At 36.5% G+C, this 14,785-nt stretch carries 16 protein-coding genes; all 16 read left to right on the top strand.

What is annotated here, in order from left to right; translation table 11 throughout:
• The 16 genes from BLV40_RS03940 (at position 1) to BLV40_RS03860 (ending at position 14,772) form a co-directional block, all read left to right on the top strand.
• The gene (locus BLV40_RS03940; protein ID WP_090687525.1) at positions 1-960 is read left to right on the top strand and encodes a PhoH family protein; all 960 of its coding nucleotides are present in this window, start codon (positions 1-3) and stop codon (positions 958-960) included.
• Positions 961-1,206: 246 nt separating this feature from the next.
• Positions 1,207-3,351, top strand: a complete 2,145-nt coding sequence (locus BLV40_RS03930) for an HD family phosphohydrolase (protein WP_026589890.1) — start codon at positions 1,207-1,209, stop codon at positions 3,349-3,351.
• The gene (gene ybeY / locus BLV40_RS03925; protein WP_026589891.1) at positions 3,348-3,818 is read left to right on the top strand and encodes an rRNA maturation RNase YbeY; all 471 of its coding nucleotides are present in this window, start codon (positions 3,348-3,350) and stop codon (positions 3,816-3,818) included. The genes BLV40_RS03930 and ybeY overlap by 4 nt, the downstream gene beginning before the upstream one ends.
• Complete coding sequence (locus tag BLV40_RS03920) at positions 3,815-4,168, top strand: diacylglycerol kinase family protein (protein WP_090687523.1); 354 nt, start codon at positions 3,815-3,817, stop codon at positions 4,166-4,168. The genes ybeY and BLV40_RS03920 overlap by 4 nt, the downstream gene beginning before the upstream one ends.
• A 103-nt stretch (positions 4,169-4,271) precedes the next feature.
• Positions 4,272-4,670 (top strand): cytidine deaminase, encoded by a 399-nt coding sequence (locus BLV40_RS03915; protein WP_001085019.1) that lies wholly within the window; start codon positions 4,272-4,274, stop codon positions 4,668-4,670.
• Positions 4,663-5,568, top strand: a complete 906-nt coding sequence (era, locus tag BLV40_RS03910; protein ID WP_090687520.1) for a GTPase Era — start codon at positions 4,663-4,665, stop codon at positions 5,566-5,568. The genes BLV40_RS03915 and era overlap by 8 nt, the downstream gene beginning before the upstream one ends.
• A gap of 110 nt (positions 5,569-5,678) precedes the next feature.
• The gene (locus BLV40_RS03905) at positions 5,679-5,822 is read left to right on the top strand and encodes a YqzL family protein (RefSeq protein WP_000883924.1); all 144 of its coding nucleotides are present in this window, start codon (positions 5,679-5,681) and stop codon (positions 5,820-5,822) included.
• 33 nt (positions 5,823-5,855) lie between these two features.
• Entirely contained in the window at positions 5,856-6,602 is a 747-nt protein-coding gene (gene recO, locus BLV40_RS03900; RefSeq protein WP_026589894.1) for a DNA repair protein RecO, read from the top strand.
• A 107-nt stretch (positions 6,603-6,709) separates the two neighbouring features.
• The gene (locus BLV40_RS03895) at positions 6,710-7,342 is read left to right on the top strand and encodes a transcriptional regulator CcpN (RefSeq protein ID WP_026589895.1); all 633 of its coding nucleotides are present in this window, start codon (positions 6,710-6,712) and stop codon (positions 7,340-7,342) included.
• Between the two features lie 29 nt (positions 7,343-7,371).
• Positions 7,372-8,184 carry a pyruvate, water dikinase regulatory protein gene (locus tag BLV40_RS03890; protein WP_026589896.1) on the top strand — a complete coding sequence of 271 codons (813 nt, stop codon included), beginning with the start codon at positions 7,372-7,374 and terminating at the stop codon, positions 8,182-8,184.
• Positions 8,185-8,553: 369 nt separating this feature from the next.
• Complete coding sequence (locus tag BLV40_RS03885) at positions 8,554-9,012, top strand: YaiI/YqxD family protein (protein WP_026589897.1); 459 nt, start codon at positions 8,554-8,556, stop codon at positions 9,010-9,012.
• A gap of 38 nt (positions 9,013-9,050) precedes the next feature.
• Entirely contained in the window at positions 9,051-10,847 is a 1,797-nt protein-coding gene (dnaG, locus tag BLV40_RS03880; RefSeq protein ID WP_026589898.1) for a DNA primase, read from the top strand.
• A 59-nt stretch (positions 10,848-10,906) separates the two neighbouring features.
• Positions 10,907-12,034, top strand: a complete 1,128-nt coding sequence (gene rpoD, locus BLV40_RS03875) for an RNA polymerase sigma factor RpoD (protein ID WP_026589899.1) — start codon at positions 10,907-10,909, stop codon at positions 12,032-12,034.
• Positions 12,035-12,419: 385 nt separating this feature from the next.
• Positions 12,420-12,779, top strand: a complete 360-nt coding sequence (cccA, locus tag BLV40_RS03870; RefSeq protein ID WP_026589900.1) for a cytochrome c550 — start codon at positions 12,420-12,422, stop codon at positions 12,777-12,779.
• A 167-nt stretch (positions 12,780-12,946) separates the two neighbouring features.
• Positions 12,947-13,654 carry a tRNA (adenine(22)-N(1))-methyltransferase gene (locus tag BLV40_RS03865; protein WP_090687516.1) on the top strand — a complete coding sequence of 236 codons (708 nt, stop codon included), beginning with the start codon at positions 12,947-12,949 and terminating at the stop codon, positions 13,652-13,654.
• Entirely contained in the window at positions 13,651-14,772 is a 1,122-nt protein-coding gene (locus BLV40_RS03860; RefSeq protein WP_090687514.1) for a Nif3-like dinuclear metal center hexameric protein, read from the top strand. Before BLV40_RS03865 ends, BLV40_RS03860 begins: the two co-directional genes overlap by 4 nt.
• Positions 14,773-14,785: the final 13 nt, after the last annotated feature.

Raw genomic sequence — 14,785 nt, 5'->3', positions numbered from 1 at the left:
ATGGCAGAACAATTAGTAGAAATGAATCAACAAGTGGAAAATCATAATGAAGCAATTGCTCTATTTGGAGTGAATGATGCACATTTGAAAGTAATTGAGCGAGAACTTGCTGTATCTATCGTAACGCGAGGTGAATCTGTCCGTGTATCTGGAACAGATGAAGCGGTGGTGCTTGTTGAAAAAATCTTACAGCAATTACTTGCTGTTATTCGTAAAGGTGTATCAATCTCTGAACGAGATGTTGCATATGCAATTCAGCTTGGTCGGCAAGGAAAAATAACTCATTTTGAAGAGCTATATGAAGAGGAAATTTTTAAAACAGCAAAAGGTAAATCCATCCGTATGAAAACAATGGGGCAAAGACAGTACATTCATGCGATGAAGAAGAATGATATTGTATTTGGAATAGGGCCTGCTGGTACAGGGAAGACGTATTTAGCTGTGGTAATGGCTGTACGAGCATTAAAGCAAGGGTATGTAAAAAAGATTATTTTAACGAGACCAGCTGTAGAAGCAGGGGAAAGCTTAGGTTTTTTACCAGGTGATTTAAAAGAAAAGGTAGACCCTTATTTACGTCCTTTATACGATGCACTTCATGATATTCTTGGGCAAGAATATACGCAGCGTATGCTAGACAGAGGAACGATTGAAATTGCACCTCTTGCGTATATGAGGGGGCGTACGTTGGATGATTCATTCGTTATTTTGGATGAAGCTCAAAATACAACTGGTGCTCAAATTAAAATGTTTTTAACTCGCCTAGGCTTTAGCTCAAAAATGGTTGTTACTGGCGATCCATCACAGGTTGACTTACCAAAGGGAGTAAAGTCAGGTCTTTCAATTGCTGCAAACATTTTATCAGGAGTATCAGGTCTTTCATTTGTTATATTAGAACAATCAGATGTTGTAAGACATCCCCTTGTGCAGCGGATTATCGAGGCATATGATAAAATGGAATGATCCTATTTGTAAGGATCATTTCTTTTTGTATGATAGAGATAGAGGAAAGGGTTGGCGAATAGCTTATTTTTTACTATCATTAAAGGATGGACAAGTAGATTTATGTATTTGTGAGTGTACAATACAATTTAAAAGCCTGCTTGTAAAAAGCTTGATTGGTGAGGATTAATCATTAGTGGAGATGAAGAAAGTTCTCGATTAATTAAAGTTTCACTTTATGTCTGGAGAGGAGAAGGTATTGAAATCATGTCAAGATCTCAAGAAATTTCTAGGTGGTTTCGTAACATACAACATTCGAAAAAATTAAGCTGGATTTCTTATATTTTATTAGGAGCGGTACTGTTTTTTGCACTTATGAACAATGTGAAACCAGAACAACTAGATGTTAAAATGCTATCTATTTCTAAACAAACAATCCACTCTCCTATCAAAATTGAAGATAAAGTAACGACAGATAGAAAAAAGAGGGAAGCCGCTCAAAAGATTGAAGATCAATATACATATCGAAGCGAATATAAGCAAAATAAAGTGGATATTGTAAATTCTGTCTTTGATGCGATAAAAGAAGTGGAAGCTGAAACGAAGCCTGCCGGTCCTGATGAACAGAAAAAGATTTCTGCTGCGGAACGATTAGAAAAGCTTAAAAAGAAATTGCCGGCTGATTTGACAAAAAGTTTATCTGATTCTGTACTGTTGCAGTTTGTAAATGCTGAGCCAGATCAATTGTCATTGGCGAGGGATGCTGTGGTAACAGCAATTAATAATATTATGAGTACGCACATTAAAATGAATGAAGAAAATGATGCGAGAGAACGATTTGTTAATGAAATACGCAATGTTAATGTAAATAGTGATTTGAAAGAAGCACTTAATGTACTTGGAAAATATGCAATTGAAGCGAATTATTTCTATGATTCAGTTGCTACAAAAGAACGAAAGCAAATGGCGATGGATGCGGTAGCACCAGTGTATATTTTACAAGGACAAATTCTGGTTAAGGAAGGCGACACAATTACAAGAGAAGTATACGATCAGTTAAAATTGGTTGGACTTCTCGAACAAGGGAATACATTCCAACCATTTGTAGGATTAGCAATCATTATTGGTGTACTCGTATTCTTTATGCATAAACAATTTGAATCGTTTTTAAAATTGAAAAGAGAAGAAAAACCGTATATTTTAGCGTATACAACAATTGTAGCAATTACAGTTGTTTTGATGAAAATTATTAGTTTGTTTCAAAAGTTGGAATATGCAGGAATCGCGTATGTTGTTCCGGTCGCGATGGGAACAATATTGGTAAAATTAATGATTGGTGATCGTTTTGTTTTTATAACAAGTATGATCTTCTCTGTATGTGGGAGTATCCTGTTTAATGAAGGTGTAACGAGTACACTGAATTATAGTGTAGGTATTTACGTTTTACTGAGTTCTTTATCTGTTAGCATCTTTTTGAGAGAGAAAAACAGACGTACAATGATCTTGCAAGCTGGTATCCTTGTTTCCGTTTTGAATGTAGTTGTATTAGCTGCGCTATTACTTTTACGAAATGGAAATTTCTCACCGCTTGAAATTAGTTCGCAATTATTAATGGCTGCAGCTTCTGGTATCATTTCATCTATTTTAGCTATGGGTATTTTACCGTATTTAGAGAGTGGTCTTGGTATTGTATCAAGTATGAAGCTTATGGAGCTTTCAAGCCCGAATCATCCACTCCTTCGTAAGATTTTATTAGAAGCACCGGGAACGTATCATCATAGCGTTATGGTTGCTAATCTTTCTGAGGCAGCTTGTGAGGCGGTTGGAGCAAATGGAGTTTTAGCACGTGTTGGTGCGTATTATCACGATATCGGAAAAACGCTGCAACCTCATTTCTTTATAGAAAACCAAATGGGGATTGAAAACCCGCATGATAAATTAGATCCTGAAACGAGCAGAGATATTATCATTGCTCATGTGACAAATGGAGTAAAAATGTTAGAAGAACATCATATTCCACAAGAAATTATTGATATTGCAGGACAGCATCATGGAACAACATTACTTAAATATTTTTACTATAAAGCAATTAAAGAAGATAAAGAGAAATATACAGAAGAAATGTTCCGTTATCCAGGATCAAAAGCGACGTCAAAAGAATCTGCGATTGTTGGGATTGCTGACAGCGTTGAAGCGGCAGTGCGTTCCATGAACCATCCAACACCAGAACAAATTAATAATTTAGTACAAAGTATTATAAAAGATCGCTTGCAGGATGGCCAATTTAGTGAATGTAATTTGACATTTAAAGAATTACAAATTGTTGGAAAAACTTTGTGTGAAACGTTAAACGGTATTTTCCATTCTCGTATTAAATATCCGGAGCCGCCGGAAGAAAAGGTGAAAGAATGAGTTTGTTAATAGATTTTTTTGATGAAACAGAAGAAGTGAAAGAAGAATATGTGAATATGATTCGCGATTTGTTAGAGCAAGCCGCACGAATGGAGAACGTAGAAGATGGAACAGAGCTTTCTGTTACATTTGTTGATAATAAACGTATTCAAGAAATTAATCGTGATTATCGTGATAAAGATCAACCGACAGACGTTATTTCTTTTGCGATGGAGGATATGGGAGAGGGAGAGATGGAGATCGTTGGCGCGGAAATGCCACGTATGTTAGGGGATCTTATTATTTCTATCCCAAGAACGAAAGAACAGGCTGAAGAATATGGACATTCCTTTGATCGGGAGCTAGGTTTTTTAGCGTTACATGGATTCCTACATTTACTTGGTTATGATCATATGACAGATGAAGACGAAAAAGAAATGTTTGGAAAGCAAAAGGAAATTTTAGAGGTATTTGGATTAGGGCGATGAAAAAAGGAAAGCTTATAAATAGTTTCGGATATGCTATAGCTGGCATATACTTTTGTCTTCGTCACGAAAGAAATATGAAAATTCATTTTGGGGCCGCAGTTATTGTTATATGCTGCGGCTTTTATTTCCATGTAACGATAACGGAATGGCTCATATTACTCATTACAATTGGAATTGTAATGAGTTTGGAAATGGTTAATACGGCAATTGAAAAAACGGTTGATTTAGCTACTGAAGATTTTAAACTACTTGCTAAAATTGCAAAAGATGTTGCTGCTGGATCAGTACTGTTATTTACTGTTATCGCTGTTATAATTGGTGCTATTATCTTTTTACCTTATATGGTATAGTTGCATTCCAAAGTTTTTGTTATGCTTTGGTAGCGTTCAAAACACCATTAATAAAAGTTTCATTTTATCTTTTCACAATTGAAAGCGGAAAGGATGCGAGAGCATGAACAGCAAAGAATTAATTCAAGAAGCAATCGAAGCGCGTAAACAGGCGTACGTACCATATTCTAAGTTTCAAGTAGGTGCGGCATTATTAACGGAGGACGGAAAGGTATACCGAGGATGTAATGTTGAAAACGCATCATATGGATTATGTAATTGTGCAGAAAGAACAGCTTTATTTAAGGCGATTTCTGAAGGAGATAAAGCATTTGTAGCGATAGCGGTCGTAGCAGATACGAACCGTCCGGTACCTCCATGTGGAGCATGCCGTCAAGTTATGATAGAATTATGTAAACAGGATACGAAAGTATACTTATCAAATTTACATGGTGACATTCAGGAGACGACGGTCGGGGAATTGTTACCAGGAGCATTTTTAGCGGAGGATTTACATGAATAGAAAAGGTTATAAATCAGGTTTTGTCTCTATAATCGGAAGACCGAATGTTGGAAAGTCTACATTTTTAAATCGTATTATCGGTCAAAAAATTGCGATTATGAGTGACAAACCACAAACAACTCGTAATAAAATTCAAGGTGTATACACAGAAAATGATTCACAAGTCATCTTTATTGATACGCCAGGAATACATAAGCCGAAGCATAAACTAGGCGACTTTATGGTGAAAATGGCACAAACGACATTAAAAGAGGTTGACATTGTGCTGTTTATGGTCAACGCAGCTGAAGGTTTTGGGCGTGGTGAAGAATTTATTATCGAAAAACTACAAGAAACAAAACAACCAGTATTTCTAGTAATCAATAAAATTGACCAAGTTCATCCAGAGAAATTGCTGGAATTAATTGATCAATATCGTAAGTTACATGATTTTGCAGAAATTGTACCAATTTCTGCGTTAGAAGGTAATAATGTTGAATCGTTAATTGGAGCGATTAAGAAGTATTTACCAGAAGGACCGCAATACTATCCGGACAACCAAGTAACAGATCATCCGGAGAGGTTTATTATTGCAGAACTGATTCGCGAAAAGGTGCTCCATTTAACACGTGAGGAAGTGCCGCATTCGGTAGCGGTTGTTATCGATGCGATTCAAAAGCGTGAAGGCGGAGCGGTCTATGTGAACGCGACAATTATTGTAGAGCGCCCTTCACAAAAAGGGATTATTATTGGAAAACAAGGGAAGATGCTGAAAGAAGTTGGGAAGCGGGCTCGTTTTGATATTGAAGCGCTTCTCGGTTCAAAAGTATTCTTAGAAGTATGGGTAAAAGTGCAAAAAGATTGGCGCAATAAAATGTCCCAGCTTCGTGATCTTGGTTTCCGTGAAGATGAGTATTAATAAAAATTAGGAAAAATTTTTCTCACATGAAAATGGACAAAATGGGTCATTTTAATAACAACAAAAGAAATTGGTTTATATGCTACTCTTACTGAGAAAGGTGGATTCTTATGCTAGATTTTACCTGGAAGTTTTTCTCCAAGACAGGAAGCATTGAAACGTATTTGCTTTTGAAGGAAATGGAAAAAGACGTAAACGATGAGATGGATCAACATGAAGAGGAGCTAGCGCATCTAGATTCTCCAATTTCTTGACCCGTTTTGTTCAAACCTTGGATGGTGACGAACATGTTTCAAAAAGTTGAGGGAATTGTCATCCGGACAACAGATTACGGAGAAACGAATAAAATTGTTACGATATTCTCCCGTGAACTTGGAAAGGTAAGTGCAATGGCAAGAGGGGCGAAAAAACCGAAAAGTAGGTTAGCATCTATTTCGCAACTTATGACACATGGTCACTTTCTGATTCAAATGGGGTCTGGACTTGGGACTTTGCAGCAAGGTGAAATAATTTCATCGATGAAAGAAATTCGTGAGGATATATTTTTAACTGCATATGCATCATTTATCGTTGAATTGACTGATAAAGCAACTGAAGATAAGAAACATAATCCGTACTTATTTGAAATGCTATATCAAACGTTGCACTATATGTGTGAGGGTGTTGATTCCGAAGTATTGTCGTTAATTTATCAAACGAAAATGCTCCCTGTACTCGGGATGCATCCATATTTTGATACATGTGCCATTTGTCACCAAGAAACAGATTTTGTCGCCTTCTCTGTCCGAGAAGGCGGTTTTCTGTGCTCGCGTCATGCTGAGCAAGATCCGTACCGTATTCCAGTGGGAGAGGCCGTTCATAAATTGTTACGTCTCTTTTATCATTTTGATTTAGCTCGCCTTGGCAATGTATCTGTCAAAGATGGAACGAAGCGACAAATGCGTACAGTATTAAATACATATTATGATGAATATTGTGGAATCTATTTGAAATCAAGACGTTTTCTGGAGCAACTTGATAAATTTCGGATATAACGAGGACCATATGTAGGTCCTTTTTACATACTTTCTTTTTCGAAAAGCATATTTAGTATATAATATTTAAGAGATAGTATAACTTTTTTCGTTTTGCATTGAAGGTGGTGATTATCATAGAACTGAATAAACGGCAAGAACATATCATTCAGATTGTAAAAGATCACGGTCCTATTACAGGGGAATCAATTGCGGCACAGTTAAATTTAACACGTGCAACGTTAAGACCTGATTTAGCGATTTTAACGATGGCAGGTTATTTAGAAGCACGTCCGCGTGTGGGGTATTTTTATACAGGGAAAACTGGGGGACAGTTATTATCAGAAGCAGTTAAGAAAGTTAAGGTGCAAGATTATCAATCTAGGCCGGTAGTTGTTGATAAAAATATTTCCGTATACGACGCGATTTGCACTATGTTTTTAGAAGACGTAGGTACTTTGTTTATTGTAGAGCAAGCAACGCTTCTAGTTGGGGTAGTTTCTCGTAAAGATTTATTACGTGCAAGCTTAGGAAAGCAGGATTTAACATCACTTCCGGTTAATATTATCATGACTAGGATGCCAAATATCGCAATGTGTCGTAGGGAGGACTCTCTATATGATGTTGCGATGGAATTAATAGAAAGACAGATTGATGCGATGCCAGTTGTAAAAGACACAAAACAAGGATTAGAAGTTGTTGGTAGAATTACAAAAACAAATATTACGCGAGCGTTTGTAAATTTAGTAAACAATGATTAAATGTAATTTGTTTAAAGTGAGGTAATGTAATGGATAATAAAATCGTATATGTCGTATCTGATTCTGTTGGAGAGACGGCTGATTTAGTTGTTCGAGCTGCAATGGGACAGTTTCCATTCGCTCCTGATATTAGACGTGTACCCTATGTGGAAGATGTGGGGACATTAAAAGAAGTAATTTCAATTGCAAAGAGTAACCAAGCGCTGATTTGTTTTACGTTAGTAAAACCTGACATGCGTCAATATTTGTTAACAGAAGCGGCAAAAGAGGGAGTAGAGGCCTATGATATTATTGGCCCTCTTATTGATCAAATTGAAGAAATTACAGGACAAGTTCCAAGGTATGAACCAGGTGTTGTCCGCAGATTAGATGAAGAATATTTTAAAAAGATTGAAGCAATCGAGTTTGCTGTTAAATATGATGATGGTAGAGATGCACGCGGGATTTTAAAGGCTGATATCGTTTTAATTGGAGTGTCCCGTACATCAAAAACACCACTTTCACAGTATTTAGCTCATAATAAACGATTGAAGGTTGCGAATGTACCTCTTGTACCAGAAGTAGATCCGCCTGAAGAATTATATCAAGTTGCAAAAGAAAAATGTTTTGGTTTGAAAATTACGCCGGATAAGTTAAATCATATTCGAAAAGAGCGATTAAAATCACTTGGGTTAAGTGATGGAGCAACATACGCGAATATCAATCGTATTAAAGAAGAAATTGATCACTTTGAGAAAGTAGTAAGTAGAATAAACTGTCAAGTAATTGATGTATCTAATAAGGCGATTGAGGAAACGGCGAATATTATTGTGAATGCAGTGCAAAACCAAAGAATGTTTTAGCACATTTACCAAAGGTGAATGTGCTTTTTTCGCTCAAAATAAAGGGCATGCATTCTTAGTATTTTTTATTTCACGCTAGAATGATTGAACCTATATTCTTTTCTTCTGTATTCATGTTAGATAGGAAAATTTATTGCCTATCAATAGAATAATAAAATTTTAAAGGATATGTAGCGAAGTTAGAGAAAATATATTATAATAAAAAATTGTGATAAAAACGTACATTTTACGTTTAGACTTTAATTTTTCAGAATAAACTAGGGATAGGATTTACGGAAAAGGTATATATTTACGTAAAATCGACAAAAATCTGAACAAGAAAACGCACATTATGGAAGGATTCACAGAAGGGATGTAGAATACAGAAATATGCAAAACATCAGTAAGATATTAGTTGATGCAGATGCATGTCCCGTGAAGGATGAAATTGTGCGAGTGGGAACAAAATTTCATGTCGAAATTTTGTTTGTCGCATCCTACGCCCATCGTTCGAGAAAACAGCAAGGGAATTGGATTTATGTAGATTCTGAGCAAGATGAGGTGGATTTTTATATTTATAAACATGCCAAAGCTTCGGATCTCGTGATCACACAGGATATGGGACTTGCTGGTCTTCTTGTCAAAAAAGGAGTATATGTATTATCTCCACGGGGTACATTTGTGACAGATGAGCAAATGGATACAATTTTATATAGTAGGTATGTATCTGCGAAGCTACGCAGACAAGGGACTTATACAAAAGGTCCAAAATCATTTACAAAGCGTGATCGACAGTACTTTCTAACAAATTTAGAAAAAATATTGTCGAATTATAAAGGAATCTTTTAATTTGTATCGAATACAAAATACGACACGGAGATGGAGTTATGGGGAACAGAATTCCCGAAGAAGTTGTTGAACAGATTCGGACATCATCCGATATCGTAGAAGTGATTGGTGAGTATGTTCAGCTGAGAAAGCAGGGGCGCAATTATTTTGGACTTTGTCCATTTCATGGTGAGAATTCTCCCTCGTTTTCAGTTTCATCCGACAAGCAAATTTTCCATTGTTTCGGATGTGGAGAGGGTGGAAATGTTTTTTCTTTTCTTATGAAAATGGAAGGACTTTCTTTTATAGAAGCTGTGCAAAAGCTTGGAGAAAGAAATGGCGTTGCGGTTGCAGAGTATACATCAGGGCAAGGGCAACAAGAAAATATATCTGATGACAATGCCATCATGTTACAAGCACATGAACTTCTGAAAAAGTATTATCATCATTTATTGGTAAATACAGAAGAGGGGAATGAAGCTCTTTCGTATTTATTAAAACGTGGTATTACAAAAGAGATGATTGAGAAGTTTGAAATTGGTTATGCATCACCAGCTTGGGATGATGCAGCGAAAATATTGCAAAAAAGAGGTTTTTCGCTGTCTCTTATGGAACAAGCAGGTCTTCTTGTAAGAAGTGAGAGGGATGGCAGTCATCATGATCGTTTTCGTGGAAGGGTCATGTTTCCAATTCACACACTGCAAGGGAAAGTTGCAGCGTTTAGTGGAAGGGCGTTAGGAGATGATACTCCGAAATATTTAAACAGCCCAGAAACACCTATTTTTTACAAAAGTAAGTTGCTGTATAACTTCCATCAAGCAAGGCCGTTTATCAGAAAAAGAGGGCAAGTTGTTCTATTTGAAGGATATGCTGACGTATTAGCTGCTGTAAAGAGCGGGGTTGAAGAATCAGTTGCAACGATGGGAACAGCTTTAACAGAAGAACAAGCGAAACTTCTGCGGCGTAATGTTGAAACTGTTGTTCTTTGCTATGATGGTGATAAAGCAGGAAGAGAAGCGACAATGAAAGCAGGCCAATTGTTATTACAAGTTGGTTGTCAAATAAAGGTTACTTCATTGCCAGATAAGCTTGATCCTGATGAATATGTGCAACAATATGGAACAGCGGCGTTTGAAAATCTTGTAAAGGCTAGTATAAGTTTTGTTGGATTCAAAATAAATTACTTGCGTTTAGGGAAAAATTTGCAAGATGAGTCTGGTAAAGAAGAATATGTGAAAAGTGTTTTAAAAGAGTTAGCATTATTGCAAGATGCAATGCAAGCGGAGTCATATTTAAAATCATTATCACAAGAATTTGCTTACTCAATGGAAACACTTTTAGGCCAATTGCACCAATATCGCAAAGAACAAAAGATACAGCAAAAACAAACGAAGCAAATTTCTAAGCTGACTCAAATTGTTCAGGCGAAACCGAAATTTTCAGGTTTTGAAAGGGCAGAAAGAGAGCTCATTTACCATATGCTACAAAGTGCAGAAGTTGCTTTCCGCATTGAACCTCATATAGAAGATTTTCATACAGAAGAACATAAAGGGATTTTATATGAACTATACGCATATTATGAAAAGGGAAATGAACCTTCAATCGGAAATTTCTTAAGCTGGCTCTCTGATGAAAAGTTGAAAAATATTATCACTAACATTTCAACGGATGAATTTATTAATCCAGAATACACAGAAGAAGTGTTACAAGGTCATTTAGAGGCGTTAAAACGTCATAAGGAAAAGCTTGAAAAGATGAAAATTATCTTTGAATTAAAGCAAATGGAAAAAACAGATCCTGTAGAGGCTGCTAAATATTATGCAGCATATTTACAAAATCAAAAAGCAAGAAAATAGCTTTTTCGATAAAATTTTAGTATAATGAATGTTTGTATCTCGCGTAAGGAGGGGAACAGATGGCTGACAAACCAGCTCGTTCTAAACAAATTGAAACTGAAATGACCCTTGAGCAAGTGAAAGAACAACTCACTGAGCTCGGAAAAAAACGTGGCGTTCTTACATATGAAGAGATTGCAGAACGCATGAGTGGATTTGAAATTGAATCCGATCAAATGGATGAATATTATGAATATCTAGGTGAACAAGGGATTGACCTAGTTGGTGACAACGACAACGATGAAGGTCCTAATACTCATCAAATCTCAAAGACAGAAGAAGAATTTGACTTAAATGATTTAAGCGTACCACCTGGTGTGAAAATCAATGACCCTGTTCGCATGTATTTAAAAGAAATCGGCCGCGTTGACTTACTATCTGCTGAAGAAGAAATTCGACTTGCAACGCGTATTGAAGAAGGCGATGAAGAAGCGAAGCGCCGTCTTGCGGAAGCGAATTTACGTCTGGTAGTAAGTATTGCAAAGCGATATGTTGGCCGAGGTATGCTTTTCTTAGACTTAATTCAAGAAGGGAATATGGGTCTAATTAAAGCGGTTGAAAAGTTCGATTATCGTAAAGGATTTAAATTTAGTACGTATGCAACTTGGTGGATTCGCCAAGCGATTACACGTGCCATTGCAGACCAAGCGAGAACAATTCGTATTCCAGTTCATATGGTTGAAACAATTAATAAATTAATCCGTGTACAGCGTCAATTGTTACAAGATTTAGGACGTGAACCATCTCCAGAAGAAATTGGTGAAGAAATGGATCTTGCTCCAGAAAAAGTACGCGAAATTTTAAAGATTGCACAGGAGCCGGTTTCTCTTGAAACACCAATTGGTGAAGAGGATGACTCCCATTTAGGTGACTTCATTGAAGACCAAGAAGCAACATCACCTGCAGATCATGCAGCGTATGAACTGCTAAAAGAACAATTAGAAGATGTGTTAGATACATTAACAGATCGTGAAGAAAATGTTCTACGTCTTCGTTTCGGTTTAGATGATGGACGAACTCGTACGCTTGAAGAAGTTGGAAAAGTATTCGGCGTAACGAGAGAGCGTATTCGTCAAATTGAAGCAAAAGCGCTTCGTAAATTAAGACATCCAAGCCGTAGCAAACGTCTAAAAGATTTCTTAGAATAGGGTTCTTTCTAAGTTTACTTCACATTTGTGAAGTAAACTTTTTTATTTTGTTAATTTTTGTTAAAATTTAGTTATCAGTAACGATTACAATTCTTGTAATTTATTTTACAGAATTGTCTTTTGATTTGCAAATGCTCATTTTTCGATTTTTCGATTAATTTCGTTTATTCTATACAAAAATATATGTAGAAAAACAAAAAATATGATGAAAAGCGTTGATATTTATCAAAATAATATGTGATAAAAGGAAGAAAGTAAATAAACTGAATTTATGGAATATTTGTAACAACTGATAGTTTTGTCTTTTCTGATAGAGCGTTTTCAAGTACAATGGAAATAACTGAATCATCTAATTATTAGGGGGCATAGAGGGGGGAGAAGAAATATGAAACGTAATCCGTTGATTCCGTTTGCACTCATTGCTGTACTAGGAATTGTTATTATGTTTGTATTTTCGTTTGAGGGATTGTATAAATCAAAAGAACTAGCTGAAGCGAAAAAAAATGGAGGGAAAACTACACAAGCGGCATCAAAACCAGAGGACATTGTGAAGCAAAATTGTACGAGTTGTCATGGTGATCAGTTGCAAGGTGCTGTGGGGCCGAATTTACAAAAAATTGGCGGAAAACTCTCTAAAGATGAAATTAAAGAAGTGATTTCAAAAGGAAAAGGAAACATGCCACCGAATTTAATTCCGGCAGATCAAGCTTCTAAAGTAGCAGACTGGTTAGCGAAGAAAAAATAAAGTTTAAAAAACAAGTCTTTTGCTTATAGCAAAAGGCTTGTTTTTCTTGTCTTTTCTTTCTAGAATACGATTAGATAAAGGAATTGTTTTATTTCTTTACTTGCAACAACTACTGTAAATTCATTATCATGGAGACAGACTGACAAGAGAAGGAGTAATGGAAATAAATGAATGAAGTGAAGCTTTCCAAAAGATTAGAAGAAGTAGTACGGGAGATTCCAGTAGGATCTACAGTTGCGGATATTGGTTCTGATCATGCGTATTTACCGTGCTATACAATTATAAATAATATTGCTACAAAGGCAGTAGCAGGAGAAGTGGTAGATGGACCGTTCCGTTCTGCGCAAGCTACGGTAGCTGAGAGCGGCTTGCAAGAAAAAGTAGATGTTCGTAAAGGGAATGGTCTAGCTGTTATTACACCAGGAGAAGTCGATGTTATTACAATTGCTGGCATGGGTGGAGCGTTAATTCGTGATATTTTAGAGAGTGGAAAAGAGAAGCTAAGTGGTGTAACTCGCTTGATTTTACAACCTAATATTGCAGCGCATCATATTCGTGAATGGTTTATTGAAAATGGCTGGGAGCTTATCCATGAGAAAATTATAAAAGAAGATGGAAAGATTTATGAGATTTTAGTGGGAGAAAAAGGTGATCCACTCACTCCTTATCATGAAGACAAACAAGCTGAGCTATTTATCGGACCATTTTTGATGAAGGAAAAAAGTGATGCGTTTGTAGAAAAATGGGAAAATGAACTAAAAAACTTTCAAAATATCTTGAAGCAGCTGGAACGTGCGACAGAATCGGAAGATACAAAAGCGAAACGGATTGAAGTAGTCGAGAAAATGAAAATGATAGAGGAGGTTTTATCATGAGTAAAATTCCAAATGGTCATGAAGTGATTTCTTTATTTGAAAGCATGTATCCAAAACATCTAGCAATGGAAGGTGACAAGATAGGCTTACAAATTGGGGCGTTAAATAAGCAGGTCGGGCATGTATTGATTGCACTGGATGTTACAGAAGCGGTTGTAGAAGAAGCGATTCAAATAGGAGCAAATGTAATTATTGCTCATCACCCGCTTATTTTTAATCCATTAAAAGCAATCCATACAGATAAGGCGTATGGGCGGATTATTGAAACTTGCATCAAAAATGATATCGCTGTTTATGCGGCGCATACAAATGTCGATGTCGCAAAAGGTGGGGTGAATGATTTACTTGCAGATGCACTAGGCTTGCAAAATACAGAAGTACTTGTTCCGACATACTCGGAAGAAATGAAAAAAATTGTTGTGTTTGTGCCTGTAACACATGCTGAAGATGTTCGCAAAGCTCTCGGAAATGCTGGAGCTGGATATATCGGTAACTATAGCCACTGTACGTTTAATAGCGAAGGAATAGGTACATTTATACCTCAGGACGGAACAAATCCTTATATAGGCGAAACTGGACAGTTAGAGCGTGTGGAAGAGATAAGGATCGAAACAATTATTCCAGCTTCACTGGAGCGAAAAGTAGTAAAAGCAATGTTAACAACACATCCATATGAAGAAGTTGCCTACGATGTATACCCGCTTGATAATAAGGGGGAGACATTGGGGCTTGGAAAGATTGGATACTTGCAAGAAGAAATGACATTAGGGAAGTTTGCTGAACATGTGAAATCGGCATTAGATGTAAACGGAGCGCGAGTTGTTGGGAAATTAGACGATAAAGTACGGAAAGTAGCAGTGCTTGGCGGTGATGGGAATAAATATATTACGCAAGCAAAATATAAAGGAGCAGATGTGTATGTGACAGGCGATATGTATTATCATGTTGCACACGATGCGATGATGCTTGGATTAAATATTGTTGACCCAGGACATAATGTGGAAAAAGTGATGAAACAAGGTGTACAAAAACAATTACAACAAAAGGTAGATGAGAAAAAATTTGCTGTGCAAATTCATGCTTCTCAGTTACATACAGATCCGTTTACTTTTGTATAAGTAAAATAAAAAA

The organism is Bacillus sp. 166amftsu, assembly GCF_900107445.1.
Classification (GTDB): domain Bacteria; phylum Bacillota; class Bacilli; order Bacillales; family Bacillaceae_G; genus Bacillus_A; species Bacillus_A arachidis.
This window is presented reverse-complemented; position numbering and strand designations above follow the sequence as displayed.

Coding starts and splice junctions, on each gene's coding strand:
- BLV40_RS03865 (WP_090687516.1), top strand. CDS start 12,947: ATGAATGAAGTGAAGCTTTCCAAAAGATTAGAAGAAGTAGTACGGGAG.
- ybeY (WP_026589891.1), top strand. CDS start 3,348: ATGAGTTTGTTAATAGATTTTTTTGATGAAACAGAAGAAGTGAAAGAA.
- recO (WP_026589894.1), top strand. CDS start 5,856: ATGTTTCAAAAAGTTGAGGGAATTGTCATCCGGACAACAGATTACGGA.
- BLV40_RS03940 (WP_090687525.1), top strand. CDS start 1: ATGGCAGAACAATTAGTAGAAATGAATCAACAAGTGGAAAATCATAAT.
- BLV40_RS03885 (WP_026589897.1), top strand. CDS start 8,554: ATGCAAAACATCAGTAAGATATTAGTTGATGCAGATGCATGTCCCGTG.
- BLV40_RS03915 (WP_001085019.1), top strand. CDS start 4,272: ATGAACAGCAAAGAATTAATTCAAGAAGCAATCGAAGCGCGTAAACAG.
- rpoD (WP_026589899.1), top strand. CDS start 10,907: ATGGCTGACAAACCAGCTCGTTCTAAACAAATTGAAACTGAAATGACC.
- cccA (WP_026589900.1), top strand. CDS start 12,420: ATGAAACGTAATCCGTTGATTCCGTTTGCACTCATTGCTGTACTAGGA.
- BLV40_RS03930 (WP_026589890.1), top strand. CDS start 1,207: ATGTCAAGATCTCAAGAAATTTCTAGGTGGTTTCGTAACATACAACAT.
- BLV40_RS03905 (WP_000883924.1), top strand. CDS start 5,679: ATGCTAGATTTTACCTGGAAGTTTTTCTCCAAGACAGGAAGCATTGAA.
- BLV40_RS03920 (WP_090687523.1), top strand. CDS start 3,815: ATGAAAAAAGGAAAGCTTATAAATAGTTTCGGATATGCTATAGCTGGC.
- dnaG (WP_026589898.1), top strand. CDS start 9,051: ATGGGGAACAGAATTCCCGAAGAAGTTGTTGAACAGATTCGGACATCA.
- BLV40_RS03860 (WP_090687514.1), top strand. CDS start 13,651: ATGAGTAAAATTCCAAATGGTCATGAAGTGATTTCTTTATTTGAAAGC.
- era (WP_090687520.1), top strand. CDS start 4,663: ATGAATAGAAAAGGTTATAAATCAGGTTTTGTCTCTATAATCGGAAGA.
- BLV40_RS03890 (WP_026589896.1), top strand. CDS start 7,372: ATGGATAATAAAATCGTATATGTCGTATCTGATTCTGTTGGAGAGACG.